We start from the raw sequence: 24,235 nt of genomic DNA, 5'->3' as shown, positions 1-24,235 counted from the left end.
CGATACCAGACAAAGCGGCTGCCGTCAGCGGGAGATGTCTTCTGTCACCCCTGCGTGTGACGGGGGGCACACCAAGTAGGTAAAGACCTCATCAAATAGTTTGTGATACCGTTCACGAAACCCGGTGGCCAGCCGAAGTTCCGCACTCTCGCGGGCTCTTCTGTGGGAGGTCCGCCCTCCGCGCCGGGCTACGCTCTTCCTCGACGATTCACGTCCCCCAGATTTCCCCCGGAGCACACCACATGCAGTCGAACGACGCACGCATGCTGCTGCACTGCGCCGTCCCGACCGCCGTGGCCGCTGTCGTGGCCGCAGTGATCAGCGGCGTCTTCGCCGGAAGCAAGGGCGCGATCGGCGGTGCCGCCGGAGCGCTCGTGGCCCTCCTCTTCATGGGGATGGGTCTCTACGCTCTGCAGCGCACGGCCAAATCCCTTCCGCACCTCTTTCAGGCGATGGGTCTGCTGCTCTACACGACGCAGATCCTGCTGCTGCTCGTGGTGCTGATCGCGTTCCGGGATACGACCCTTTTCGACACCCGGAGCTTCGCTCTCGCCCTTCTCGCCAGCACCATCGTGTGGGTGGCCGCGCAGACCAGGGCGCACATGAAGGCGAAGATCCTGTACGTCGAGCCCTCCTCCAGCTCCGGCGAGAAGGCCAGTGGCACGTAGGGGCGGGATAAGTGCTCGTTCGAGCAACTGCTATCGTCCGAGACCAACTGCGGCGCAGCAGGCGGGGACGGTCGAGGTTCCGCGTTCCGGGAGACGGAACGGGCGCTCTCGCTCTCCGGCCGGCCGCCGCCCCCCAATCCGCAAGACCAGTCCAGTGCCGCTCCGCGGTCGCACGCCGCGCCGACACACCGAGGTAGCCGTATACATGCGCCATGCAGAAGGAGCTCGCGGTGAGTGCTGACCAGATGCTCGCCTTCGAGACCGATTGCCACATCTTCTCCGGCTGCGGCTTCGAGGCGCCCGGAGTCCATTCGTTCATCTTCAAACCGCTGTTCACCGTCGGTGGCATCGAGTTCAACAAGACCATGCTGCTGGCACTGGTGGGCACGGTCGCGATCGTCTGGTTCTTCTGGGCCGCTTTCGCCAGGCCGAAGCTGGTGCCGGGCAAACTCCAGATGGTCGGCGAGGCCGGGTACGACTTCATCCGCCGCGGTGTCGTGTACGAGGGGCTCGGCAAGAAGGAAGGAGAGAAGTACGTTCCGCTGATCGTCTCGCTCTTCTTCTTCGTCTGGATCATGAACATGTGGGCGGTCATTCCGCTCGCACAGTTCCCCGTGACGTCGGTCATCTCCTACCCGGCGGCCCTGGCCCTGATCGTGTACGTGCTGTACATCAGCCTCACGTTCAAGCGGAACGGATTCGTCGGAGGCTGGAAGAACCTCTCGGGTTACGACAAGTCGCTCGGCCCGGTGCTGCCCCTGATCATGTTCCTGGAGCTCTTCCAGAACCTGCTCGTGCGTCCCTTCACGCACGCGGTGCGACTCTTCGCCAACATGTTCGCCGGGCACACCCTGCTGCTGCTGTTCACGCTCGCCACGTGGTACCTGCTGAACGGCTTCGGCATTCTCTACTCCGGCGTCTCCTTCATCATGACCGTGCTGATGGTGGCCTTCGAGCTGTTCATCCAGGCGGTTCAGGCGTACGTCTTCGTGCTGCTGGCCACCAACTACATTCAGGGCGCTCTCTCCGAGAGCCACTGACCGGCCGCCGCTCACCCGATTTCCCATCCACCGGTGGCCAACCCCCACCGGTCCGTGAACGAGAAGGAAGTAACGAGCATGTCCGCTCTCCAGAGCCTCGCCGCCGTCCAGATCCAGGGCAACCTCGCCGCGATCGGCTACGGCCTCGCCGCCATCGGCCCCGGCATCGGCGTCGGCATCGTCTTCGGCAACGGCACGCAGGCGCTCGCCCGGCAGCCCGAGGCCGCCGGCCTCATCCGCCAGAACCAGATCCTCGGCTTCGCGCTCTGTGAGGCGCTGGCGCTGATCGGTCTGGTCATGGGCTACGCCTACCCCAGCTGATCCGGCGACCCCGTCCCTTTCGACGAAAGGCACTGATGTGATCGCCTTCGTACAGATGGCGGCCGAGGAGGAGAACCCCCTCGTCCCGCCGATCCCCGAGTTCGTCATCGGTCTGCTCGCCTTCGCCATCGTCTTCTTCGTCCTGTGGAAGAAGCTCCTCCCGAGCATCAACAAGGTGCTGGAAGAGCGTCGTGACGCCATCGAGGGCGGCATCGAGAAGGCCGAGGCCGCGCAGCAGGAAGCCGCCGACGTACTCCAGCAGTACAAGGACCAGCTCGCCGAGGCCCGCCACGAGGCGGCCCGGCTGCGGTCCGAGGCCCAGGAGCAGGGCGCCACGCTCATCGCCGAGATGCGCGCGGAGGGCCAGCGGCAGCGTGAGGAGATCATCGCCGCCGGTCACGCCCAGGTCGAGGCCGACCGCAAGCAGGCCGCGCAGACGCTGCGCCAGGACGTGGGCAAGCTCGCCACCGACCTGGCGGGCAAGCTCGTCGGCGAGTCGCTCGACGACCACGCCCGGCAGAGCCGCGTGATCGACCGCTTCCTCGACGGGCTCGAAGACGCCGCCGAGGCAGACGCCAGCGGAGCCGCCCGATGAATGGTGCGAGCCGTGAGGCGCTTGCCGCCGCGCGCGAGAGCCTGACCGCGCTGACCGACTCCACCTCGGTCGACGCAGCGGCCCTCGCCGACGAGCTCGCCGCCGTCACCGCGCTGCTGGAGCGCGAGGTCTCGCTGCGCCGGGTCCTCACCGACCCGGCGCGGGACGGCGAGGCCAAGGCGTCGCTGGTGCAGCGGCTGCTCGCCGGCCAGGTCGGCGGCCCGGCCACCGACCTGGTCTCCGGCATGGTCCGCTCCCGCTGGTCCGCGCCGCGCGACCTGGCCGACGCCGTCGAGGAGCTGGCGGACCTGGCCGACCTGGTGTCGGCCGAGCGGGACGGGCAGCTGGACGACGTCGAGGACGAGCTGTTCCGCTTCGGCAGGACTGCCGCCTCCTCGCCGCAGCTGCGTGCGGCGCTCGCCAGCCGTACGGCCGGACCGGACGCCAAGCGCGCCCTGCTGCAGGAGCTGCTGGGCGGCCGGGTCCGGCCGGCCACCGAGCGCCTGGTGACCCGGCTGGTCACCCAGCCGCGGGGACGTAGCCTGGACAGTGGGCTGGAAGCCCTCTCCCGGCTGGCTGCCGAGCGGCGCAACCGTTCGGTCGCCGTCGTGACCTCCGCGGTTCCGCTGAGCGACGAGCAGAAGCGGCGCCTGAGCGCGGCGCTGGCCACGCTCTACGGCCGCCAGGTGCACCTGAACCTGGACGTGGACCCCGAGGTCCTCGGCGGGATCACGGTGCGGGTGGGCGACGAGATCATCAACGGCTCGATCGCCGACCGGCTGGAAGCGGCCAAGCGCCGGATGGCGGGCTGAAGCAGTACCCCGGCGCGCGAGCGCCAACCAACTCAACAAGCACGAAAGCGGCCCGAGTTGGGCCGTACACAGGGAGTCGGGGGAAAAGCGCCCCCCGGAGCCCGAAGGAACTTACGGGCCCAACAAGGAGAGCAGGGAACCCAGATGGCGGAGCTCACGATCCGGCCGGATGAGATCCGGGACGCGCTGGAGAACTTTGTCCAGTCGTACACGCCGGACGCGGCCTCGCGCGAAGAGGTCGGTACGGTCAGCGCTGCCAGTGATGGCATCGCGAAGGTCGAGGGGCTGCCCTCGGCCATGGCGAACGAGCTGCTGAAGTTCGAGGACGGCACCCTCGGCCTCGCCCTCAACCTCGAGGAGCGCGAGATCGGTGCGGTCGTCCTCGGCGAGTTCAGCGGTATCGAAGAGGGCCAGTCGGTGCAGCGGACCGGCGAGGTCCTGTCGGTCCCGGTCGGCGACGGCTACCTCGGCCGTGTCGTCGACCCGCTGGGTGCGCCGGTCGACGGCCTCGGGGAGATCGAGACCGAGGGCCGCCGCGCCCTGGAGCTCCAGGCCCCCACGGTCATGCAGCGCCAGGAAGTCAACGAGCCGATGGAGACGGGCTACAAGGCCGTCGACACCATGACGCCGGTCGGCCGCGGCCAGCGCCAGCTCGTCATCGGCGACCGCCAGACCGGCAAGACCGCGCTGTGCGTCGACACGATCATCAACCAGCGCGACAACTGGCGTTCCGGCGACCCGGAGAAGCAGGTCCGCTGCATCTACGTCGCCATCGGCCAGAAGGGCTCCACCATCGCGTCCGTGCGCGGTGCGCTGGAGGAGGCGGGCGCGCTGGAGTACACCACCATCGTGGCGGCCCCGGCGTCCGACCCGGCCGGCTTCAAGTACATCGCCCCGTACACCGGCTCGGCCATCGGCCAGCACTGGATGTACCAGGGCAAGCACGTCCTGGTCGTCTTCGACGACCTGTCCAAGCAGGCCGACGCCTACCGCGCGGTGTCGCTGCTGCTGCGCCGTCCGCCGGGCCGTGAGGCGTACCCGGGCGACGTCTTCTACCTGCACTCCCGGCTGCTGGAGCGCTGCGCCAAGCTCTCCGACGACATGGGCAAGGGCTCGATGACCGGCCTGCCGATCGTCGAGACCAAGGCGAACGACGTCTCGGCGTTCATTCCGACCAACGTCATCTCCATCACCGACGGCCAGTGCTTCCTGGAGTCCGACCTGTTCAACGCGGGCCAGCGCCCGGCGCTGAACGTCGGTATCTCCGTCTCCCGCGTCGGTGGCAAGGCCCAGCACAAGGCGATCCGGCAGATCACCGGCTCGCTCCGGGTGGACCTGGCCCAGTACCGCGAGCTGGAGGCGTTCGCCGCCTTCGGTTCCGACCTGGACGACGCCTCCAAGGGCGCGCTGGAGCGCGGCAAGCGCATGGTCGAGCTGCTCAAGCAGTCGCAGTACGCCCCGTTCTCCACCGAGGACCAGGTCGTCTCCGTCTGGTCCGGCACCAACGGCAAGATGGACGACGTGCCGGTCGAGGACATCCGGCGCTTCGAGCGCGAGCTGCTGGACTACATGCACCGCGAGGAGCAGCCCCTGCTGACCAGCATCCGCGAGGGCGCCAAGATGTCGGACGACACCATCCAGATGCTGGGTGACGCGGTCGACAAGTTCAAGACGCAGTTCGAGACCTCGGACGGCAAGCTGCTGGGCGAGGGCTGAGCATGGGTGCCCAGCTCAGGGTCTACAAGCGGCGGATCAAATCCGTCACTGCGACCAAGAAGATCACGCGTGCGATGGAGATGATCGCGGCCTCCCGCATCATCAAGGCGCAGCGCAAGGTGACGGCGTCGGAGCCGTACGCGAAGGAGCTGACCCACGCGGTCACCGCCGTCGCGCAGGGTTCCGACACCAAGCACCCCCTGCTGACCGAGGCGGAGCAGCCCAGGCGGGCCGCGGTCCTGCTCATCACGAGCGACCGCGGTCTGGCGGGCGGCTACAACTCCAACGCCATCAAGGCGGCCGAACAGCTCAACACGCGGCTGGCCGCCGAGGGCAAGGAAGTCGAGAGCTACATCGTCGGCTCCAAGGGCGTGGCCTACTACAGCTTCCGCGACCGGGCGGTCAAGGAGTCGTTCACCGGCTTCACCGACAGCCCGAGCTACGCGGACGCGAAGGCCGTCGCCGCACCGCTGATCGAGGCGGTGCAGCGGGAGACCGCCGAGGGCGGCGTGGACGAGCTGCACATCGTCTACACCGAGTTCGTCTCGATGATGACGCAGACCGCGGTGGACGCCCGGATGCTGCCGCTCTCCTTCGCGGGGGGCGTCGAGTCCGCCGGCGAGAGCGAGGGCGCCGCCAAGGGCGGTACCGCGCTCATGCCGCTCTACGACTTCGAACCGTCGGCCGAGGACGTGCTGGACGCGCTGCTGCCGCGGTACGTCGAGTCGCGGGTCTACAACGCCCTGCTGCAGGCGGCTGCCTCCAAGCACGCCGCCACGCGCCGGGCGATGAAGTCCGCGACCGACAATGCCGAAGACCTCATCAAGTCGCTGACACGGCTTGCCAACGCGGCCCGCCAGGCCGACATCACCCAGGAAATCAGCGAGATCGTCGGTGGGGCGAGCGCGCTGGCTGACGCTAACGCGGGGAGTGACCGCTAACCATGACCACCACAGTTGAGACGGCCGCTGCGACGGGCCGCGTAGCCCGGGTCATCGGCCCGGTCGTCGACGTGGAGTTCCCCGTCGACGCCATGCCGGACATCTACAACGCGCTGACGGTCGAGGTCCTCGACCCGTCCGAGGAGGGCAAGCGCAAGACGCTGACCCTCGAGGTCGCCCAGCACCTCGGCGAGGGCCTGGTCCGCGCCATCGCCATGGAGCCGACCGACGGCCTGGTCCGCCAGGCGCCGGTGACCGACACCGGCACCGGTCTGACCGTGCCGGTCGGCGACGTCACCAAGGGCCGGGTGTTCAACACCCTCGGCAAGATCCTGAACGAGCCGGAGGCCGAGTCGGAGGTCACCGAGCGGTGGGCGATCCACCGCCAGGCCCCCAGCTTCGACCAGCTCGAGTCCAAGACCGAGATGTTCGAGACCGGTCTGAAGGTCGTCGACCTGCTGACCCCGTACGTCAAGGGCGGCAAGATCGGCCTGTTCGGCGGCGCGGGCGTCGGCAAGACCGTCCTCATCCAGGAAATGATCATGCGTGTGGCCAAGCTGCACGAGGGCGTTTCCGTGTTCGCCGGCGTCGGCGAGCGCACCCGTGAGGGCAACGACCTCATCGAGGAGATGAAGGAGTCCGGCGTGCTCCCGCAGACCGCGCTGGTCTTCGGGCAGATGGACGAGCCGCCGGGGACCCGGCTGCGGGTCGCGCTGGCCGGTCTGACCATGGCGGAGTACTTCCGCGATGTGCAGAAGCAGGACGTGCTGTTCTTCATCGACAACATCTTCCGCTTCACCCAGGCCGGTTCCGAGGTCTCCACCCTGCTGGGCCGGATGCCCTCCGCGGTGGGCTACCAGCCGAACCTGGCGGACGAGATGGGTGTGCTCCAGGAGCGCATCACCTCGACCCGCGGCCACTCCATCACCTCGATGCAGGCGATCTACGTGCCCGCGGACGACCTCACCGACCCGGCCCCGGCGACGACCTTCGCGCACCTCGACGCCACCACGGTGCTCTCGCGTCCGATCTCGGAGAAGGGCATCTACCCGGCGGTGGACCCGCTGGACTCCACCTCCCGGATCCTGGACCCGCGCTTCGTCTCGCAGGACCACTACGACTGCGCCGAGCGGGTCAAGGGGATCCTGCAGAAGTACAAGGACCTGCAGGACATCATCTCCATCCTCGGCATCGACGAGCTGTCCGAGGAGGACAAGCTCACGGTGTCCCGCGCCCGCCGGATCGAGCGCTTCCTGTCGCAGAACACCCACGCGGCGAAGCAGTTCACCGGTCTCGACGGATCGGACGTCCCGCTGGACGAGTCGATCGCGGCCTTCAACGCGATCGCCGACGGCGAGTACGACCACTTCCCCGAGCAGGCGTTCTTCATGTGCGGTGGCCTGGAGGACCTCAAGGCCAAGGCGAAGGAGCTCGGCGTCTCCTGACGCCGGGCCCCGGCACCCCGGCGCATCCATGTGCTCCCGTGCGCGGTCGCGAGCGATCGGGTGCGGGATGTGCGCCGGTCGTGCTGCGCGGCGGGGGCGGGTGGAGTACCCGCCCCCGCGCCGCACCCCGTATCCTTTCCCCATCCCAGTCTGAGGAGCCACAGTGGCTGAGCTGCACGTCGAGTTGGTCGCCGCCGACCGCAAGGTCTGGTCCGGTGAGGCCAGCCTGGTCGTCGCGCGTACCTCCTCGGGTGATATCGGCGTCATGCCCGGCCACCAGCCGCTGCTCGGTGTGCTGGAGTCCGGCCCGGTCACCATTCGTACGACGGGCGAGAGCGGCAACGGCACCGTCGTCGCCGCGGTGCACGGCGGGTTCATCTCCTTCGCCGACAACCAGCTCTCGCTGCTCGCCGAGGTCGCGGAGCTGACCGACGAGATCGACGTCGAGCGGGCGGAGCGTGCGCTGGAGGACGCGAAGTCCCAGGCGGACGACGACGCCGAGAAGCGCGCCGATGTCCGGCTGCGGTCGGTGACGGCCGCACGCTGACGTCCGTCGCGTCACATCCGGCGCACGACGACCCTCAGCCGCGGGCGGTCCCGGAATTTCCCGGGTCCGCCCGCGGCTGAAGCCATACCGCAGGGTTTGAGAGACTTGTCGCGCGGCAGGTCCCGAAGAGAGCGAGGAGGTCGGTGACGATGGCCCTTGCTCTGCTGCTGTGCGGCGTGGTCGTCCTGCTGGTGGTGGCGGGACTCTTCGCCTTCGGCGTACGCCGGCGGCTCATCCAGCGGTCCGGCGGAACGTTCGACTGCAACCTGCGCTGGGCGGTCTCCGAGGGAGAGGCCGACGACCCCAAAGGAAAAGGCTGGGCGTACGGGATCGCCCGCTACAACGGAGACCGGATCGAATGGTTCCGCGTCTTCTCCTATGCCCCCAGGCCCCGCCGCCATCTGGTGCGCGGGGCCATCGACGTTCTGGAGCGGCGCTCCCCGCTGGGCGAGGAGGAGCAGGCGCTGCTCTCCGACGCGGTGGTGCTGGCCTGCGCGGTCGGCCCCGACCGGGTGCGGGTCGAGCTCGCCCTGAGCGAGGACGCGCTCACCGGCTTCCTCGCCTGGCTGGAGGCCGCCCCGCCCGGCCAGCGGGTGAACGTGGCCTGACGTCCGCCGTCCGGCGCGCGCCGGGCTCCCGGGCTCCGGGGCCGCAGTGCGGCGGGCCTCCTGCGGCTACGGCGCCCCGACGCCCCACTCCTGGGCCAGTACGGCGGCCTGGGTGCGGCTGCGCAGTTCCAGCTTCGCGAGCAGCCTGCTCACATGGGTCTTGACGGTGCCCTCCGCCATGGTGAGGCGGTCGGCGATCTCGGCGTTGGAGAGTCCCACGCCCAGGCAGCCGAGCACCTCCCGCTCCCGGCGGGTGAGTTCGCCCAGTCCGGGCGGCGGCGTGCCCGGGGCCCCCGGGGCGCAGGCGAGGCCCGGTGCCGCAGAACTCGCGAACTCGGCGATCAGCCGCCGGGTCACGGCGGGCGCGATCATGCCCTCCCCGCGGGCGACCGTGCGGACCGCCTCCACCACCTCCGCCGCCTCGCTGTCCTTGAGCAGGAAGCCGGCGGCGCCCGCGCGCAGTGCCCCGAAGACGTACGCGTCCAGGTCGAAGGTGGTGAGCACCAGGACATCGGCGAGCCGGTCTCCGGTGATCTGCCCGGTGGCCGTCACCCCGTCCAGGCGCGGCATCTGGATGTCCATCAGCACCACGTCCGGGGCCAGCTCCCGGGCCAGCCGGACGGCCTCCTCGCCGTCCCCCGCCTCACCGACCACGTCGATTCCGGCGGCGTTGCGGAGGATCAGCACGAGTCCCGCGCGTACGGCCTGCTGGTCCTCGGCGATCACAACGCGGACGGTCCGTTCAGCGGTCACGTTCCGGCTCCCCCTTCTCGTGCTTCTCGAGTGTCGCGTGCTTCTCGTGCCGGCGCGCGGCGCCGGAGCCGTCGGCGGCCGGTTCCGCCTCGTGCGGGGCGGGCAGCACCGCGTGCACCTGCCAGATCCGCTCCCCGGCTGCGGCGTCCACGGGCCCCGCGGTCAGTTCGCCCTCCAGCAGCTCGACCCGCTCCCGCATCCCGACCAGGCCCGCGCCCGCGCCGGGCGCGCGCGGGGCGCCGTCGTCCACCGGAGCCGCGCCCAGCGGACTGCGGACGCGGATGCCGAGGGTGCCCGGGCGGGCCGCGTCCCGGTCGAGTGCCACGGTGACATCTCCGGGAGCGGCGTGCTTCAGCGCGTTGGTGACGGCTTCCTGGACGACGCGGTAGGCCGCCAGCTCCACGGGGGCCGGGAGGCGCTCCCCGTCGGGCCGGTGGTCGGCCAGGGTGAAGGTACGGCCGTCGCCCGCCATCGCCCGGGCCCGCCGCAGCAGCGCCTCCAGCCCCTCCAGCGAGGGTGTCGCGGTCGGCTCCTCGGGGCCGTCCGCGTTGCGCAGCAGCCCGATGAGGCGGCGCATCTCGGCCAGTCCCTGCACGCTGTTCTCCCGGATGACGCCCAGTGCGTCGCGGGTGGCACCGCCGCCGGCGGCCGGCTCCGGGAAGGAGAGCGCCGCCGTGGAGTGGATGGCGATGGCCGAGAGGTGGTTGGCGACGACGTCGTGCAGCTCACGGGCCATCCGGGCGCGTTCGGCGGTCACCGCCTGTTTGCGGTCGAGTTCCGCCAGCAGCGCCGTCTGCTCCGCTCGCAGCCGCTCGGCGGCCGCCTTGTCGCGGTGGTTGCGGATCATCTCGCCCGAGGTGGTGGGGACCACGAGAATCCCGACGCAGGCCGCTCCGACCAGCAGCATCTCCGCGTCCCGGAACGCGATCAGCAATCCGGCCGAGACCAGCACGCTGACCACCACCGAGGTCCGCAGCACCGTGCGGGCGAGCCGGGCCGAGCCGTAGAGCACCGCGGCGTAGAGGACGTCGGTGAACAGCACCATGGTCGCCAGCAGCGAGCCCACCGTCAGGTCGGCGACCTCGGCGACCGTGCCCAGCAGCAGCGAGTACGGCTGCCCGAACCGCCGCGACAGCGTGGCCAGGCACATCGTGGCGAGCGGCAGCAGAACCAGCCAGCGCGGTCCGGTCTGCCACAGCGGTCTGCTGTTCAGCTCGAACGCCCACAGCAGCAGCCCCCCGGCGGCACCGGCGACCGCGACCAGCACGTCGTCCCGGTGCGGGCGGGGACCGCGCGGGGAGCGGGGGGCCCGGGATATGGCTGCGGCGGCGATCACGACTCCAACAGGTCACGGCTCCCGGGGAGCGAGTGCCCCCCTTCGGCAGGGCGAGTACTCCTCCACGAAGGGGAGATCATTCTTCCCGGCGTCCTCCGGTGCGACGGTGCCGGGCGCGGGACCGGGGATCCGGAGCCCGGCCGGTGGGGCCCTTCCGGATTCCGTCCTCCGGTCGGCTCAGCCTATCCGGGGCCGCGGCGGCGGTCGTCGTTCGCCGGAGCGAGCAGCCGGAGGGCGGGGACTGCATCGAAAGATGCAGTCCCCGCCGGCGCGAATCGTCGTGCGCGACGACGCCGCGGGCGGTTGCGGGGCGCCACAGTGTGGGGGTGCGCTTCCGGACCGTCTCCCGCCCCGGCCGTGCGGACCGGCGCCCGGTGGTGCCGCCGCATCCCCTCCGCCAAGGGCCGTGTCAGAAAGGCTCCGCCTGTGATTGTGACTCTGATCGTCATCTGCGAGGTCGCCTTCTGGGTGCTGCTCGCCGTGGGCCTCGCGCTGCGCTATCTGGCGAAGCTGCCCCGTGCCGGTGCCGCCGTACTGCTGTGCGAGCCACTGCTGGAGGTCGTGCTGCTGATCGTCACCGCGATCGACCTGCGCAACGGTGCGGAGCCCGACTGGAAGCACGGGCTGGCGGCCGTGTACATCGGGTTCACCGCCACGCACGGCCACTACATGGTCAGGTGGGCGGACGGCCACGCGGCGCATCTGCTCGGCAAGGGGGAGCGCCCGGCCAAGCCGCCCCGCTACGGCATGGCGCACACCGTGCACGAGTGGAAGATGTGCGGGCGTGCCCTCGGCGGCACCGCCCTCGCCGCCGTCCTGCTGCAGGCCGCGATCTGGTACGTCGACGACGCGTCGCAGGCCGCGCCGCTGCGCGAGTGGCAGAGCCGGATGGGGGTGGTGGCCGGTATCAGCCTGCTGATCGCGGTCAGTTACACGATCTGGCCCAAGCGGCCGAAGCATGCCGGCAGGAGCGGACAGCGTTCCGGGCCGACCGGGCCGACCGGGCCGACCGGGCTGTCCCGGCCGACGCGCCTGCCCGAGCGTGCTGAGTCCGGCTCCGGGACGGAGCGTGCCGGGTCCGGGGCCGGGACGGAGCGTGCGGAGACCGAGTCCGCGACGGCGCCCCCGGCCGCCCCGCGGTACCCCGCGGACCCGTGGGCCGCACGTGTCCGGAAATAATCGGCGGCCGCGGGCCCTTGACTGCTCGTAGGCTCGCCGGATGGACGAACGCGCTCTGCTGGCCCGCTCCGGCGGGCCCGTCACCCGCAGCAGACTGGTCCGGGAACTGGCCGCCCTGGGGCTGCGGCCCGGCGACACGGTCATGTTCCACACCGCGCTCTCGGCACTCGGCTATGTGCCCGGCGGGCCCCTCACGGTCGTCGCCGCGCTCCGCGAGGTGCTGGGCGCCCGGGGCACGCTGCTGGTCTACAGCGGCTGGAACGACGCGCCGCCGCAGGACTTCACCACCTGGCCCGCGCCCTGGCAGCAGGCCGTGCGGGCCGAACATCCCGCCTACGACCCCGAGCTGAGCGAGGGCACCCACGACAACGGGCGGCTGCCCGAGGCCCTGCGCCGGCTGCCGGGCGCGCGGCGCACCCGGCACCCGGACAGCTTCGCGGCGCTGGGCGCGGCGGCCGAGGCGCTGGTCGGGGAGGTGCCGTGGGACGACCCGTACGGCGCGGCCGGGCCGCTCGGCAGGCTCGTCGCCGCCGGTGGCCGGGTCCTGCTGCTGGGCGCTCCGCTGGACACGCTCACGGTCCTGCACCACGCCGAGGCGCTGGCCCGGGCGCCGGGCAAGCGCCATCTCCGCTACGAGGTGCCGGTGCTGGGCCCGGACGGTGCCCGGGTCTGGCAGTCCTACTGGGACATCGACACCGAGGACGAGGCGTTCGCCTACGGACAGGCCGTACCCGAGGGGGTGTGGCCCTTCACCGTCATCGCACGGGAGGCGCTCGCCGAGGGCATCGGTCTGCGCGGCCGGGTCGGTGCGGCCGAGAGCCACCTGTTCGAGGCGGCGGAGCTGGTGCACTTCGGCGTCCGCTGGATCGAACGGAACATCACGCGGGAGTAGGCCGCGCGCTCGGAATGTTTCCGGCCGGCGGGTGCCCCCGAGCGCGTCAGGCGTCGGGGTCGCGGCCGGGAACGTTCTTCGAGTCGGGCTTCTCCAGGGCCTTCAGGGCGGCGCGGGTGTCGGTCTTGAGCCACTCGGTGACCGTCTCGACGGACGGCGGGCCGGCGTTCTCACCCGTGCCGCCGAACCAGCTCCACCGCATCTCGTAGGTCATCCACCCCGCGCGCACGGTCAGCTTGAGGCTGCCCAGGCTGCCGCCCCGCTCCTCCTTGACCAGATACGCCTCGTCGCCGAAGCCGTCGACGGAGGAGACCGAGTACTTGTACGTGCGGGACTTCTGGTCCTCCCACACCTGCTGCTGGGAGGCGAACTCCCCGGTGGGGTCGGACTTCTTGTGCCACTCCACGGTGGTGCTCACGTACGTGCTGAGCGCGGTGCCGGACGTATCGCCCTTCTTGGTCATCGCGCGGCTGCACTGGCTGATGTCGTACCCCTTCTGGCGGGAGGAGTAGCCGTCGGGGTTGTCCGAGGAACTGTCCTTGAACTCGTAGTCCTCCTTGAACGAGGCCAGTTCCGCCACCTCGCACATGTCGTGGTGGAAGCGGTAGCCCCGGAAGTCCGCGGTGTCCTTCTCCAGCGCCCCCGTGGCCATGAGCGTCGCCGCCCAGGTGACCGAGGCGACCACCACGCCGCCCAGCGCCCACAGCCAGCGCGGCCCGCCGCCGCGTCCCTGCCCCGTCGGGGGCTGCCCGGGCGGGCCGGGCGGCGGAGCGGACGGCTGCGCGTACGGGTTGAACTGGTACGCGGGTGTCCCGACGGATGTGGGCTGCTGTGAGAACGGCTGCTGCGGCTGTGCCCCCGGTATGGCCATGCACGCACAGTACCCGGTTCCACTCGGCGGCAGACCGTCGGCTACAGGTCTGTGACCTGCGGAAGCCGGGCCGAGAACGCCTTCAGGACGGCGAGGCTGCCGTCGGTGCCGGTGTGCAGATGTCCGGCCATGCCCAGGGCCCGGGCGGCCTCGACGTTCTCCGGGACGTCGTCGACGAACAGCGCGTCCTCGGCGGCGGCGCCGAGCAGGTCCAGGGTGTGGGTGTAGATGCGGGGATCGGGCTTGGCGAAGCCCACCTCGCAGGAGAGCACGACGGCGTCGGCGACCGCCAGGTGCGGGGCGAGGTTCGGGCGGGCGTCCGGCCAGGCGTTGCTGACGAACGCCGTACGCGCGTGGCCCCGCAGCGCGGCCACCGCGTCCAGCAGGGCCGTGTCCCACACCGGGTCGCCGGCCAGGTCATGGCGCAGTTCGGCCACGGCGGCGCCGTCCAGCCCGAGCCGCTCGCGGACGACGGACCACCACGCGGCGCCGCTCATCCGCCCGACGAGCACCTCGGTGTCGTTGCCCGCGTAGACGGCCGTGACGACGTCCCGCTCGGTGCGGTCCAGCCGCCCCGCCCACTTGGCGGCGGCGGCCGGCAACTTGTCGGCCACCAGCACCCCGCCCAGGTCCATCAGCAGCGCGGGCCGCCTCCCTGTGGGCCGGGCGCCGGGTGCGTTCACCGCTCGCCGCCCGGCACCCACAGCACGTCGCCGACCGGCTTGTTGGCCGTCCGCGCCAGGATGAACAGCAGGTCGGAGAGCCGGTTGAGGTAGGTCGCCGGCAGCGGGTTCATCGTCTCGCCGTGCTCCTCCATGGCCGCCCAGGTGGAGCGCTCCGCACGCCGTACGACGGTGCACGCCTGGTGCAGCAGCGCCGCGCCCGGGGTGCCGCCCGGAAGGATGAACGAGCGAAGCTTCTCCAGCTCTTCCAGGAAGCGGTCGCAGTCGGCTTCCAGCTTGTCGATGTAGCTCTGCTCGACCCGCAGCGGCGGGAACTCTGGGTTGTCCACGACGGGCGTGGACAGGTCGGCGCCCACGTCGAACAGGTCGTTCTGCACCCGCAGCAGGACGCTGCGGACCGGCTCGTCCAGTCCGCCCATGGCCAGCGCGACGCCGATCGCGGCGTTCGCCTCGTTGGCGTCGGCGTACGCCGCGATGCGGGTGTCGGTCTTGGCGGTGCGGCTCATGTCGCCGAGCGCTGTCGTGCCCTTGTCGCCGGTCCGGGTGTAGATCCGCGTGAGGTTAACCATGCAGCGAGCGTAGCCCGCACCCGCCGGCGGGGAAGGGCGCCGCCGGGGGAGTCCCTAGGCGCCCGCTCTGCGGAACACCCGGGTGCCCAGCGCCAGCGCGGCGGCGGCCAGCGCCACGGCCACCGCCGTGCCCAGGGCCAGGGTGCCGTCCGTGTAGTCCCCGGTGTAGGCGTCGCGCACGGCCTCGACGACGTACCGGAACGGTACGCAGCGCGAGACCGCGTCCAGCCAGCCCGGCGCCAGCGTCATCGGCAGCAGGACGCCGGAGAGCAGCATCGCGGGCATGTTGAGGGAGTTGATCACCGGTGCGAACTCCTGGGGGGTGCTGACCCGCATCGCCAGCGCGTAGGACAGCGCGGCCAGGGCCGCGGCGAGCAGGCCGACGAGGGCGAAGCCGAGCAGGATCCCGGCGAGCGGCGCACGCAGTCCCATCGCGACGCCGACCAGGACCAGCAGGGCCGACTGCACGGAGAGCTGGAGGACGTCGCGCACGAGCCGGCCGAGCAGCAGGGCGAGCCTGCTCACCGGCGTGACCCGCATCCTCTCGACCACGCCGTGGTGCTTCTCCATCAGGAGGGTGAACCCGGCGAAGGCCGAGGAGAAGAGGCTGAGCTGGACGAGGAGCCCCGGCACCAGGGTCTGCCAGGAGTCGCCGTCCCCGCCGATGCTCAGATCCTCCAGCAGGGGACCGAAGAACAGCAGGAAGAGCAGGGGTTGGAGGAGGCCGAACAGCAGGCCGATCTTCGACGCGGCCGTCTGCCGGATGCAGCGGCCGGCGATGATCCGGGTGTCGGTCAGCAGGTGGCGCACAGCGGAGTGGTCCGTTCTCTGCGGAGGCGGTCGGGGGGAGTCAGACGGCGACGGGGGCCTGTTCCTCGCGCGGAACGGGCCGCCCGGTGACGGCGAGGAACGCCTCCTGCAGTCCGGCCTCGGCCGAGCCGCCGTAGTCGCGCCGCAGCTCCGCGGAGCTGCCCTGTGCCGCGATCCGGCCGTCGGCCACGATCACCAGCCGGTCGGCGAGTGCGTCGGCCTCGTCCAGGTAGTGCGTGGTCAGGAAGACGGTGACGCCGCGTTCGTCGCGCAGCCGCCGCACCAGCCGCCACACCTCGGCGCGGCTGCCGGGGTCGAGTCCGGTCGTGGGTTCGTCGAGGAAGAGCAGCTCCGGGTCGTGCGTGAGGGCCATGGCGATGTCGAGCCGGCGCCGCTGCCCGCCGGAGAGCGCGCCGCAGGGCCGGTCGAGCAGGCCGGTCAGGTCGAGGTCCGCCGCCAGCTCCCGGGTGCGGCGTCCGGCTGCGCTGCCGGCCAGCCGGTAGAGCCTGGCCTGGGTGGTCAGTTCCTCGCGGACGCGCACGGCGGGGTCGGTGCCGCCGGACTGGGCGACGTATCCGATGCGCCGCCGTACCCCGCGGGGATCCGTCCGCAGGTCGCGCCCGGCGACGGTCGCCGTGCCGGAGGTGGGCGGCAGCAGGGTGGTGAGCATCCGGAGCGTGGTGGTCTTGCCCGCTCCGTTGGGGCCGAGGAAGCCGAGGATCTCGCCCTGCTCGACGGTGAGGTCGATGCCGCGGACGGCTTCGACGGTGCGGGGCGTGCGGGGCAGGCGGAACGCGCGGGACATGGGTGACGTGATGTGGAACGTCCGGGTCAGCCCGGAGGTCCGGATGGCTGCTGGCATGGCACCCAGAAAAACAGAGTGACTTAAAACTTGCAACCACTCCAAAATTTCACCGGCACCACGCCCGGCCTACGATGGAGCCATGACCAGCACCGCACCCCAGGAGGGCCGCAGGGAACGGAAGAAGCGCGAGACCCGGCTGCGGATCTCCGACATCGCCACGGGGCTCTTCCTCGACCGCGGCTTCGACGCCGTGACCATCGCCGAGATCGCGGAGGCCGCCGACGTCTCGGTGAACACGGTCTACAACTACTTCCCGACCAAGGAGGACCTCTTCTTCGACCGCGCGGAGGAAGTGATCGACCGCCCCTCCCGGTTCGTGCGCGAGCGGCTGCCGGGCCAGTCGGCGGCGGACGCGGTGCTGGGCAGGCTGCGCGCCGAGATCGAGGACCGCAGCGTCTACGCCGGGGTGCTGGAGGGCTACGACGCCTTCATGCGCTGCATCCACGGGGCGCCCTCGCTGCTGGCCCGGCTGATGCTGATGCAGTACCGGACCGCAGAGCGGCTCACCGAGACCCTCGCCGAGGAGACCGGTGACGACCCCGAGGACCCGATGCCCCAGTTGGTCGCGGGCGAACTCGTCCACATCTCCAACCAGCTCTTCCGGGGGGCGACCCGGGCCGTCGCCGCCGGGATGTCACCCGAACAGGCGGCGGCCGCCGCGCTCGGGAAGCTCGACACCTACGAGGGGCTCGTCTCCGAGCGCTTCCTCAAGTACGCGGTGCGGCCCGGCTGATGGGGTCGGCGGCGGGGTGCGGCGCGCGGGGTGTGACGTCCGCCATGTGAGACGTGATACGTGTCTCTTCGCCTCCCACGCCCCGCCGGGAGACGCTAATGTCCGCCCAACGAACGGTCATTCACAAGGCGCCGGGCACGCCGCCGCAGCGGGCGTGCGGACCGGTGCGACGAAGTGAGGGTGAAGAACGTGGCGAAGAAGCTCGCCGTCATCGGAGCCGGACTCATGGGCTCCGGAATCGCACAGGTCTCCGCTCAGGCGGGCTGGGACGTGACGCTCCGCGATGTGACGGACGAGGCGCTCACCCGCGGCAGGGACGGGATCAAGGCGTCGTACGACAAGTTCGTCTCCAAGGGCAGGCTCGACGCGGCGGACGCGGAGGCCGCCCTCGGCCGGATCACCACCACCACGGACCTGGAGGCGGTGTCGGAGGCGGATGTCGTCGTCGAGGCCGTCTTCGAGCGGATCGAGGTCAAGCGGGAGATCTTCGCGGCCGTCGACAAGCTGGCCCGCGACGAGGCCGTCCTCGCCTCCAACACCTCCGCCATCCCGATCACCAAGATCGCGGCGGCCACCGCCCGGCCGGAGCGGGTCGTGGGCACGCACTTCTTCTCGCCCGTGCCCATGATGGCCCTGTGCGAGCTGGTGCGCGGGCTCAAGACGAGCGACGAAACCCTGGCCACCGCACGGGAGTTCGCCGAGTCGGTCGGCAAGACCTGCGTCGTCGTCAACCGGGACGTCGCCGGGTTCGTCACCACGCGCCTGATCTCGGCGCTCGTGGTGGAGGCAGCCAAGCTCTACGAGTCCGGCGTCGCCTCGGCCGAGGACATCGACACCGCCTGCCGGCTCGGCTTCGGCCACGCCATGGGTCCGCTGGCGACCGCCGACCTGACCGGGGTGGACATCCTGCTGCACGCCACGGAGAACATCCACACCGAGTCCCAGGACGGCAAGTTCGCCCCGCCCGAGCTGATGCGCCGCATGGTCGACGCCGGGGACCTGGGCCGCAAGGCCGGGCAGGGCTTCTACCAGCACTGACTCCGGGGCCGGCGCGGCCGAGGGGCGGATCCGCGCCGCCCCCGGCCGCACCGGTGCCCCGCCGCGCGCGGCCCGGCCTGGAGCGCCGCGCGCGATCCGGCCGGAGCGGGAAGGCCGGACCGGACCACGGCCGGATCGTCGCCCGAGGCACCCGTGGGGGTGAATCTCGGTATCGGTCCGGAAACGGACGGCAACTCCGCCGCTGTGGCACCAGTCATCCGCGGTGGGACTGCACCAGCATGAGGAACCACGCCACGGACACCACGCCGGGAGCACATATGCATATCAGGGGCGACCACGCCGAGCTGGTCGTCGAAGGTCGTCTCGACGTCCGCAGCGCGGCGGACGCCCGTACGGTCCTGCACGCAGCCGTCGACTCGGGTGACGGCGACCTCGTGCTGGACCTCGCCGAGCTCGACTCGTGGGACGCCACGGGGCTCGGGGTCATCATGGGCGCACACCGCCGCGCGGGACGCTGCGGCCGCAGACTCGTCCTGCGCAAGGTGCCGCCGCAGATGCGACGCCTGCTGGTGGCCACCCGGCTGCACCGGATCCTGGCCATCGAGACCGCCGCGCCGGGCGCTGCCCCGGCCGCCGGATCCCGCCCCGGGCAGCCCGGTATCCTGGCGAAGCCATGACAGCCGGGCCGGTACCGCCCTCACGCGCCGTCGCTTCCTGGACAATGGGGGCCGTGCGCCGGACCGGCCCCTCCCGGTCGGCCGATCGCGCCACCTGTTCTTGGGAGACATGACGATGGAACGGCACGGCAGCGACCGTCCCGCACACGGCGACGAGCATCCGTCCACCAGCGGTGGGACCAGCGGCGAACAGGTCCGGGCCGTCCGGCTCGTCGCCGACCGGTACCTCGTGACGGTCAACCCGGTCGACGGCAGCGAGGTGGAACCCCGCCCGCCGGGCGAGGAGCACACCGCCGCGCCCAAGCGCCCCCTCCGGGACCGTCCGGTCCAGGAGGCCACCGCCGCCGCGGCGCTGCCCCCCGACAGCCTCCTGGAGCGCGACGAGGAGCGCGAACGGCTCGCCCGGCTGCTCTCCCGCGGCCGCTCGGTCCGGCTCACCGGGCCCGCCGGGTCCGGCCGCACCGTCCTCCTCGACGCCGTCGCGGAGGACATCGCCACCCTGGCGCCCGACGGAGTGGTCCGGCTCAACGGCTACCGCCGCACCCCCAGCGATCTGCTGTACGACCTGTTCGCCGCGGTCCACAACGCCCCCCAGCACCGCCCGGGGAAGGCCGAGCTGGACAGCGCGCTGGGCGGGATCGGCGCTGTCGTGCTCGTCGACGACCTGGAGTTCGGCGGCGCGGCGCTCGACGACCTGCTGCGGGCCACCCCCGAGTGCGCCTTCCTGTTCACCGCCACGCCCGAGGTGCCCGCGCCCGCTCCCGGCTCCGGCCTCGAAGAGGTCTTCCTGCCCGGACTCAGCCGCACCGCCTGCCTGGAGCTGCTGGAGCGGGCCGTGCACCGCCAGGCCACCGACGGCGAGGCCGACTGGGCCGCCGACCTGTGGTTCGGCTCCGAGGGCCTGCCGCTGCGCTTCGTCCAGGCCGGCGCGCTGCTGCGGCTCCAGGGCGGCGAGAGCGTCGTCGCCGACCTGCCGGACGACGTGGCACTCGCCCCCCTGCTGGCCGCGGCTCTCTCCGAGGCGGGCCGCGAGACGCTGCGGCTGGCGCTCGCGCTCGGCGGGGAGCTGCCGCACGTCGAACACCTGCCGGCCCTCGTCGGCGACCCGCAGGCCGCGGACTGCCAGAGCGAACTGCTGGCCGCCGGACTGCTCAGTCCGGCGGGCGACCACTTCAAGCTCGCCGCGAACTGCGCCGCGGAACTGACCGAGGCCGGGCACGCCGAGACGGTCACCCCCTACGCGCTCACCGCCGCGCAGCACTACAGCTGGTGGGCCGGGCAGACCACCGTCACCGCCGACCGCGTCGCGCTGGAGGCCGATCCGCTGCTCGCCGCCGTGCGCGGCGCGCAGCGCACGGGCAGCGCCAGCGCCGCCGTACTGCTCGCCCGTACCGCGGCACCGGTGCTGGCCGCGGGGATGCGGTGGAGCGCCTGGGAGCGGGTGCTGCGCGCCGGCCAGGAGGCGGCACGGGCCTCCGGGGAGGTCGCCGAGGAAGCCTACTTCCACCACGAGCTGGGCGTTCTCGCCCTCGCCGCGGGCAATCCCGAGCGGGCCCGCTCCGAACTGGAGACGGCACTGGGGCTGCGCGGCACCTTGGCCGAGCAGCGGGGAACGGTCGCGGGCCGCAGGGCCCTGGCGCTGGTCACCGACCAGCTCGCGGCCCCGGCCGCCGGGGCGCCGAGCGCCGCCGCCGGCAGGCCGGCGCGGGGCACGCCCCGGGCCGCCGCGGACGCCACCACCACCCCGGTGCTCTCGACCGCCGCCGCCCAGCAGCAGCCGGGAGCGACGCTTGTCTCCCCGTCGGACGGTGCTGCCGACGCGGAACCTCCCGCCGCCGGCACCGCCTCCGCGAGCGGCCGGCACGGTGGGGCGCGCGGCTGGCGCGCCTTCACGAGCAGCAAGCGGAACCTGGCGGCGGCCGGTGCCGGCGCCCTGCTGGCGGCCGTGCTCGGCACCGTCGTCACTCTGGGCACCGTCTCCGACGAGAGCCCGCCGGACTCCGTGCAGCCGGACTCCGCCACCTCGCAGGAGGACGAGGACAACGCTCCCGGCGACGCCGCGCCGGGAGACGGCGGCCGGAGCGGGCAGCCGGACCAGCGGCCCGTCGCGGGCCGGCCCTCGCCGGGCACGGACAGCCCCGCCTCCTCGCAGGAGGCCGGGAAGCCGGGGGAGGAGCCCAGCTCCTCGAAGAGCTCCTCGGAAGCCCCCGACGACTCCGGTGCTCCGCACGACCCGCCGTCCTCGCCGGACGGTCCGCCCTCCTCGCACCGGCCCCCGTCCTCCTCGCCGGAGGACCCGCCCACCTCCGAGGACCCCTCGCCCACCCCCAGCGACGACCCGACCTCGGAGGACCCGCCGAAGACGCCCTCGGGTGGCGCGGACAACACCACGACCCAGACCGGCGGCGAACCGGAGCGGACGCCCGGCGGCAGCACGGAGGCGAGCGCACCCGAACCCTCGGCGTCCTGACGGGCCGCACGGGCCGCACGAGCCGCCCGTGCGGCCCGTCAGGGCACCCGCGGGCGCGCACGGCTGCGCCGCGGGGTGCCGGGCCCGTCCGCGGAAGCACCGCAGCCCCCACCGGACCGCCTCGGCGGTCCGGTGGGGGCTGCGGTCGGTGAGCGGGGTGGCGCGGCTCAGAACAGCCGGAGTTTGTCGTCCTCGATGCCGCGCAGGCCGTCGTAGTCGAGGGTGACGCAGGAGATGCCGCGGTCGGCGGCCAGCACCCTGGCCTGGGGCTTGATCTCCTGCGCGGCGAAGACGCCCTTGACGGGGGCGAGATGGGGATCGCGGTTGAGCAGCTCCAGATAGCGGGTGAGCTGCTCGACGCCGTCGATCTCACCGCGGCGCTTGATCTCCACGGCGACCGTCGTCCCGTCGCTGTCGCGGCCCAGGATGTCGACGGGCCCGATCGCGGTGGGGAACTCACGGCGGATCAGGGACCAGCCCTCGCCCAGCGTCTCCATGCGGTCGGCGAGGAGTTCCTGGAGGTGCGCTTCCACGCCATCCTTGATCAGCCCCGGGTCGGTGCCCAGTTCGTGGGAGGAGTCGTGCAGTATCTCCTCCATCGTGATGATCAGTTTCTCGCCCGCCTTGTTCTCCACCGTCCAGCGCTGGTCGTCCCCCTCTTTGAGGGTGCACGGGGGAGACATCCAGTTGAGGGGTTTGTACGCACGGTCGTCGGCATGGACGGACACCGAGCCGTCCGCCTTGACCAGGATCAGCCTGGGTGCGGCGGGCAGATGCGCGGTGAGTCTGCCGGCGTAGTCGACCGAGCAGCGGGCGATGACGAGACGCATGGTCGGTCACGCTACTCGACCGCCGCCGCCGCGCGCGATTCGCCCCCGGATGGGGTGTTCGGCAGTGGCGCGAGTATTCCCATTCTCGTGCTGCCCTCACGTCCGGAGCCGTACGGTAAGGCTGGACGTCGCCGTACGAAATTGCGCGACTACACGGTGATGTCCTTTCACCCCCAAGAGACCTCGGCCCCCGGGCCCGGGTCGCGAGAGGAGAAACCCATGTCGCTCGACGTCCCACCTGCGCTGTTGGACCAGGCAGAGCGTGGCGAGGTGGATGAGGCGGCGTTCGTCGACTGCGTCCGCACTTCCCTCCCGTACGCGTGGGAGATGGTCAGTTCGCTCGTCGCGCAGTTGAAGGTGGACGGCGGGGAGTTCGCCGACAACCAGACGCCGCCCCCGGACGAGCAGCACCGTGGCCAGTTGCTCCGCGCGCTGGCCAGCGACGCGATCCGCGGTGCCCTGGAGCGGCACTTCGGCGTACGGCTCGCCTTCCAGAACTGCCACCGCGTGGCCGTCTTCCCGCTGGACACGTCGGCAGACGACCGGCTCGCCCGCTTCACCTCCATACGGGGGCAGCTTCTCAACCAGTCGCCGGAGCTGCGCGACTGCTGAGCGGCTCGCGGGGCCGCTGAGCGTCGGGCGGGTACGGATCGCGTCTGTTGCGGCGGTGGAACCCACCGCCGCAACGCCGCTGTGCCCTGCCGCGGTCCGGCGCCGCCGGGCAACGCCGTCCGGCTGCAACGTTTTTCGGCCGTTGCGGGACGCCGGGCTCCGGATCGGACACCGGGCCGCCGCCCGGCCTCACGTGAGCAGCGGCAGCACCTCCTCGGCCAGCCGGTGGACGTTCCGCAGGGTGCCGTCCCGGTCGCCGGTGCCCTCGACCAGCAGCGCGAACCGGTCGATCCCGGTGCGCTCGGCCGTCGCCGCCAGCCGGTCGGCGCACAGCCGGGGGGAGCCCACCGCGTGCAGCTCGCACAGCAGTTCCGTGTACGCGAGCGGGTCCCGCATGGCGCGGGGGCGGCCGTCCACGGTCACATGCTGTCCCAGGCCCTCCTGCAGCCAGCCGGGCATCGCCTTGGTCAGCGCCTGCCGTGCCTCCTCGTGCGAGTCGCCCACCTGCACGACCCCGGCCGACACATGCTGCCGGGCGGTGGCCGCGACCGCTTCCGGAGGGTGCCCGGCCTCCAGCGCCGCACTCCGCCACAGCCGCGTCAGGTCCGCCTTGTCCTCGTCCCCGCAGTGCATGCCCAGCAGCATGGGCAGCAGCCGCTCGGCGGCCAGCCGGACGGTTCCCGGCGAGGTGCAGGCGACGACCACACCGGGCCCGGCAGCCGCACCGGGACCGGGGCAGCCGATCGGGTCCGGGCGCGGCACCACGGCCACCTCGCGGAAGCGGTAGCGCTCGCCCTCCGCACCCACCCGCGGTTCGCGCAGCCAGCGCAGCAGCAGGTCCAGTGCCTCGGGGAAGCCCTCCTCGAACGCGCGGGTCCCGCCGCCGAAGACCTCCAGATCCACCCACGGCCCGCCGCGACCGACCCCGAGCGTGAAGCGTCCCTCGGAGAGCAGGTGCAGCAGCGCGGTCTGCTCCCCGAGCGCGACCGGGTGCACGTTGGGCAGCACACTGACCGCGGTGCCGACGCCGATCCGCCGGGTGCGTCCCAGCAGCAGCGCCGCGAGCGTCACCGCCGAGGGGCATACGCCGTACGACACGAAGTGGTGCTCGGCGAGCCAGACGTGGTCCAGCCCCGCCCGCTCGGCGGCCTCTGCGACGCCCACGGCCCGGTCCAGCGCCTCGCCCTGCTGCTGGCCCGGGAACTGCGCGCCCAGGACGAAAGCTCCAACGTGCATTCCCCACCGCCCTCATGACTGCCCGCG

At 71.9% G+C, this 24,235-nt stretch carries 25 protein-coding genes and 1 pseudogene; 17 read left to right on the top strand and 9 right to left on the bottom strand.

The window, feature by feature from the left end; all coding sequences use genetic code 11:
• Positions 1–242: 242 nt before the first annotated feature.
• From BMX65_RS21325 to BMX65_RS21280, 10 genes are all read left to right on the top strand, one after another.
• Positions 243–668 carry a Cg1360 family ATP-synthase-associated protein gene (locus BMX65_RS21325; RefSeq protein ID WP_075001953.1) on the top strand — a complete coding sequence of 142 codons (426 nt, stop codon included), beginning with the start codon at positions 243–245 and terminating at the stop codon, positions 666–668.
• A gap of 212 nt (positions 669–880) precedes the next feature.
• Positions 881–1,708, top strand: a complete 828-nt coding sequence (gene atpB, locus BMX65_RS21320; protein ID WP_177214315.1) for a F0F1 ATP synthase subunit A — start codon at positions 881–883, stop codon at positions 1,706–1,708.
• Positions 1,709–1,786: 78 nt separating this feature from the next.
• Entirely contained in the window at positions 1,787–2,029 is a 243-nt protein-coding gene (gene atpE / locus BMX65_RS21315) for an ATP synthase F0 subunit C (protein ID WP_019354619.1), read from the top strand.
• Positions 2,030–2,084: 55 nt separating this feature from the next.
• Positions 2,085–2,624 carry a F0F1 ATP synthase subunit B gene (locus tag BMX65_RS21310; protein ID WP_398760604.1) on the top strand — a complete coding sequence of 180 codons (540 nt, stop codon included), beginning with the start codon at positions 2,085–2,087 and terminating at the stop codon, positions 2,622–2,624.
• Positions 2,621–3,436: a F0F1 ATP synthase subunit delta gene (locus BMX65_RS21305; RefSeq protein ID WP_075001951.1), complete on the top strand. Its 816-nt coding sequence runs from the start codon at positions 2,621–2,623 to the stop codon at positions 3,434–3,436. The genes BMX65_RS21310 and BMX65_RS21305 overlap by 4 nt, the downstream gene beginning before the upstream one ends.
• Positions 3,437–3,580: 144 nt before the next feature.
• Positions 3,581–5,152, top strand: coding sequence for a F0F1 ATP synthase subunit alpha (atpA, locus tag BMX65_RS21300; RefSeq protein ID WP_075001950.1), 1,572 nt, complete (start codon positions 3,581–3,583; stop codon positions 5,150–5,152).
• A gap of 2 nt (positions 5,153–5,154) precedes the next feature.
• The gene (locus BMX65_RS21295) at positions 5,155–6,093 is read left to right on the top strand and encodes a F0F1 ATP synthase subunit gamma (RefSeq protein WP_075001949.1); all 939 of its coding nucleotides are present in this window, start codon (positions 5,155–5,157) and stop codon (positions 6,091–6,093) included.
• A gap of 2 nt (positions 6,094–6,095) precedes the next feature.
• Positions 6,096–7,538, top strand: coding sequence for a F0F1 ATP synthase subunit beta (gene atpD / locus BMX65_RS21290; protein ID WP_069992806.1), 1,443 nt, complete (start codon positions 6,096–6,098; stop codon positions 7,536–7,538).
• A gap of 163 nt (positions 7,539–7,701) precedes the next feature.
• Positions 7,702–8,085 (top strand): F0F1 ATP synthase subunit epsilon, encoded by a 384-nt coding sequence (locus tag BMX65_RS21285; protein ID WP_075001948.1) that lies wholly within the window; start codon positions 7,702–7,704, stop codon positions 8,083–8,085.
• Between the two features lie 149 nt (positions 8,086–8,234).
• Entirely contained in the window at positions 8,235–8,693 is a 459-nt protein-coding gene (locus BMX65_RS21280) for a DUF2550 domain-containing protein (RefSeq protein WP_075001947.1), read from the top strand.
• Positions 8,694–8,759: 66 nt separating this feature from the next.
• On the opposite strand, the gene BMX65_RS21275 is transcribed toward BMX65_RS21280, so the two are convergent.
• On the bottom strand, positions 8,760–9,446 hold the full coding sequence (locus BMX65_RS21275) for a response regulator (protein ID WP_075001946.1): 687 nt from the start codon (positions 9,444–9,446) through the stop codon (positions 8,760–8,762).
• Positions 9,436–10,782 (bottom strand): sensor histidine kinase, encoded by a 1,347-nt coding sequence (locus BMX65_RS21270; RefSeq protein ID WP_075001945.1) that lies wholly within the window; start codon positions 10,780–10,782, stop codon positions 9,436–9,438. Before BMX65_RS21270 ends, BMX65_RS21275 begins: the two co-directional genes overlap by 11 nt.
• A 426-nt stretch (positions 10,783–11,208) precedes the next feature.
• Here BMX65_RS21270 and BMX65_RS21265 point away from each other — a divergent pair.
• Together BMX65_RS21265 and aac(3) are read left to right on the top strand one after the other, a co-directional pair.
• Positions 11,209–11,787, top strand: a pseudogene (locus BMX65_RS21265) (hypothetical protein); the annotation flags it as partial.
• 214 nt (positions 11,788–12,001) lie between these two features.
• Entirely contained in the window at positions 12,002–12,853 is an 852-nt protein-coding gene (gene aac(3) / locus BMX65_RS21260; protein ID WP_075001944.1) for an aminoglycoside 3-N-acetyltransferase, read from the top strand.
• Positions 12,854–12,899: 46 nt separating this feature from the next.
• Here the strand turns inward: aac(3) and BMX65_RS21255 are convergent, their stop codons facing one another.
• Genes BMX65_RS21255 through BMX65_RS21235 form a run of 5 tightly spaced genes read right to left on the bottom strand, consistent with a single transcriptional unit; the run spans position 12,900 to position 16,648 of the window.
• On the bottom strand, positions 12,900–13,724 hold the full coding sequence (locus BMX65_RS21255) for a hypothetical protein (protein WP_075001943.1): 825 nt from the start codon (positions 13,722–13,724) through the stop codon (positions 12,900–12,902).
• Between the two features lie 41 nt (positions 13,725–13,765).
• Positions 13,766–14,407, bottom strand: coding sequence for an HAD family hydrolase (locus tag BMX65_RS21250; RefSeq protein WP_075002026.1), 642 nt, complete (start codon positions 14,405–14,407; stop codon positions 13,766–13,768).
• The gene (locus BMX65_RS21245; RefSeq protein WP_075001942.1) at positions 14,404–14,976 is read right to left on the bottom strand and encodes a cob(I)yrinic acid a,c-diamide adenosyltransferase; all 573 of its coding nucleotides are present in this window, start codon (positions 14,974–14,976) and stop codon (positions 14,404–14,406) included. The genes BMX65_RS21250 and BMX65_RS21245 overlap by 4 nt, the downstream gene beginning before the upstream one ends.
• 54 nt (positions 14,977–15,030) lie before the next feature.
• The gene (locus tag BMX65_RS21240) at positions 15,031–15,786 is read right to left on the bottom strand and encodes an ABC transporter permease (protein WP_075001941.1); all 756 of its coding nucleotides are present in this window, start codon (positions 15,784–15,786) and stop codon (positions 15,031–15,033) included.
• Positions 15,787–15,826: 40 nt separating this feature from the next.
• A complete protein-coding gene (locus tag BMX65_RS21235; protein ID WP_075001940.1) occupies positions 15,827–16,648 on the bottom strand; it encodes an ABC transporter ATP-binding protein in 822 nt (273 codons plus the stop codon).
• Positions 16,649–16,730: 82 nt separating this feature from the next.
• Here BMX65_RS21235 and BMX65_RS21230 point away from each other — a divergent pair, with 82 nt between their 5' ends.
• The 4 genes from BMX65_RS21230 to BMX65_RS21215 all read left to right on the top strand — a co-directional run bounded on the left by BMX65_RS21230 (position 16,731) and on the right by BMX65_RS21215 (position 21,530).
• Entirely contained in the window at positions 16,731–17,384 is a 654-nt protein-coding gene (locus BMX65_RS21230; protein ID WP_075001939.1) for a TetR/AcrR family transcriptional regulator, read from the top strand.
• Positions 17,385–17,573: 189 nt separating this feature from the next.
• Entirely contained in the window at positions 17,574–18,422 is an 849-nt protein-coding gene (locus tag BMX65_RS21225) for a 3-hydroxyacyl-CoA dehydrogenase family protein (RefSeq protein WP_075002025.1), read from the top strand.
• A gap of 278 nt (positions 18,423–18,700) precedes the next feature.
• Positions 18,701–19,060 carry an STAS domain-containing protein gene (locus tag BMX65_RS21220; protein ID WP_075001938.1) on the top strand — a complete coding sequence of 120 codons (360 nt, stop codon included), beginning with the start codon at positions 18,701–18,703 and terminating at the stop codon, positions 19,058–19,060.
• A 109-nt stretch (positions 19,061–19,169) separates the two neighbouring features.
• Positions 19,170–21,530, top strand: coding sequence for an ATP-binding protein (locus BMX65_RS21215; RefSeq protein WP_079172014.1), 2,361 nt, complete (start codon positions 19,170–19,172; stop codon positions 21,528–21,530).
• A gap of 167 nt (positions 21,531–21,697) precedes the next feature.
• On the opposite strand, the gene nucS is transcribed toward BMX65_RS21215, so the two are convergent.
• Positions 21,698–22,360 (bottom strand): endonuclease NucS, encoded by a 663-nt coding sequence (gene nucS / locus BMX65_RS21210; RefSeq protein ID WP_019354639.1) that lies wholly within the window; start codon positions 22,358–22,360, stop codon positions 21,698–21,700.
• Positions 22,361–22,579: 219 nt separating this feature from the next.
• Between nucS and BMX65_RS21205 the strand changes: the two genes are divergently transcribed.
• The gene (locus tag BMX65_RS21205) at positions 22,580–22,972 is read left to right on the top strand and encodes an SCO5389 family protein (protein WP_019354640.1); all 393 of its coding nucleotides are present in this window, start codon (positions 22,580–22,582) and stop codon (positions 22,970–22,972) included.
• Between the two features lie 189 nt (positions 22,973–23,161).
• On the opposite strand, the gene BMX65_RS21200 is transcribed toward BMX65_RS21205, so the two are convergent.
• A complete protein-coding gene (locus BMX65_RS21200) occupies positions 23,162–24,208 on the bottom strand; it encodes an LLM class flavin-dependent oxidoreductase (protein ID WP_075001936.1) in 1,047 nt (348 codons plus the stop codon).
• Between the last annotated feature and the right edge of the window lie 27 nt (positions 24,209–24,235).

The organism is Streptomyces qinglanensis, assembly GCF_900111245.1.
Classification (GTDB): domain Bacteria; phylum Actinomycetota; class Actinomycetes; order Streptomycetales; family Streptomycetaceae; genus Streptomyces; species Streptomyces qinglanensis.
Note: the sequence above shows the minus strand (reverse complement) of the source record. Positions and strands in the feature narration are given on the sequence as shown.

Bases quoted from the DNA above. Each gene is read 5' to 3' on its own strand.
- BMX65_RS21325 (WP_075001953.1), top strand. From the start codon at position 243: ATGCAGTCGAACGACGCACGCATGCTGCTGCACTGCGCCGTCCCGACC.
- atpB (WP_177214315.1), top strand. From the start codon at position 881: ATGCAGAAGGAGCTCGCGGTGAGTGCTGACCAGATGCTCGCCTTCGAG.
- atpE (WP_019354619.1), top strand. From the start codon at position 1,787: ATGTCCGCTCTCCAGAGCCTCGCCGCCGTCCAGATCCAGGGCAACCTC.
- BMX65_RS21310 (WP_398760604.1), top strand. From the start codon at position 2,085: ATGGCGGCCGAGGAGGAGAACCCCCTCGTCCCGCCGATCCCCGAGTTC.
- BMX65_RS21305 (WP_075001951.1), top strand. From the start codon at position 2,621: ATGAATGGTGCGAGCCGTGAGGCGCTTGCCGCCGCGCGCGAGAGCCTG.
- atpA (WP_075001950.1), top strand. From the start codon at position 3,581: ATGGCGGAGCTCACGATCCGGCCGGATGAGATCCGGGACGCGCTGGAG.
- BMX65_RS21295 (WP_075001949.1), top strand. From the start codon at position 5,155: ATGGGTGCCCAGCTCAGGGTCTACAAGCGGCGGATCAAATCCGTCACT.
- atpD (WP_069992806.1), top strand. From the start codon at position 6,096: ATGACCACCACAGTTGAGACGGCCGCTGCGACGGGCCGCGTAGCCCGG.
- BMX65_RS21280 (WP_075001947.1), top strand. From the start codon at position 8,235: ATGGCCCTTGCTCTGCTGCTGTGCGGCGTGGTCGTCCTGCTGGTGGTG.
- BMX65_RS21255 (WP_075001943.1), bottom strand. From the start codon at position 13,724: ATGGCCATACCGGGGGCACAGCCGCAGCAGCCGTTCTCACAGCAGCCC.
- BMX65_RS21245 (WP_075001942.1), bottom strand. From the start codon at position 14,976: ATGGTTAACCTCACGCGGATCTACACCCGGACCGGCGACAAGGGCACG.
- BMX65_RS21235 (WP_075001940.1), bottom strand. From the start codon at position 16,648: ATGCCAGCAGCCATCCGGACCTCCGGGCTGACCCGGACGTTCCACATC.
- BMX65_RS21230 (WP_075001939.1), top strand. From the start codon at position 16,731: ATGACCAGCACCGCACCCCAGGAGGGCCGCAGGGAACGGAAGAAGCGC.
- BMX65_RS21220 (WP_075001938.1), top strand. From the start codon at position 18,701: ATGCATATCAGGGGCGACCACGCCGAGCTGGTCGTCGAAGGTCGTCTC.
- BMX65_RS21215 (WP_079172014.1), top strand. From the start codon at position 19,170: ATGACGATGGAACGGCACGGCAGCGACCGTCCCGCACACGGCGACGAG.
- nucS (WP_019354639.1), bottom strand. From the start codon at position 22,360: ATGCGTCTCGTCATCGCCCGCTGCTCGGTCGACTACGCCGGCAGACTC.
- BMX65_RS21205 (WP_019354640.1), top strand. From the start codon at position 22,580: ATGTCGCTCGACGTCCCACCTGCGCTGTTGGACCAGGCAGAGCGTGGC.
- BMX65_RS21200 (WP_075001936.1), bottom strand. From the start codon at position 24,208: ATGCACGTTGGAGCTTTCGTCCTGGGCGCGCAGTTCCCGGGCCAGCAG.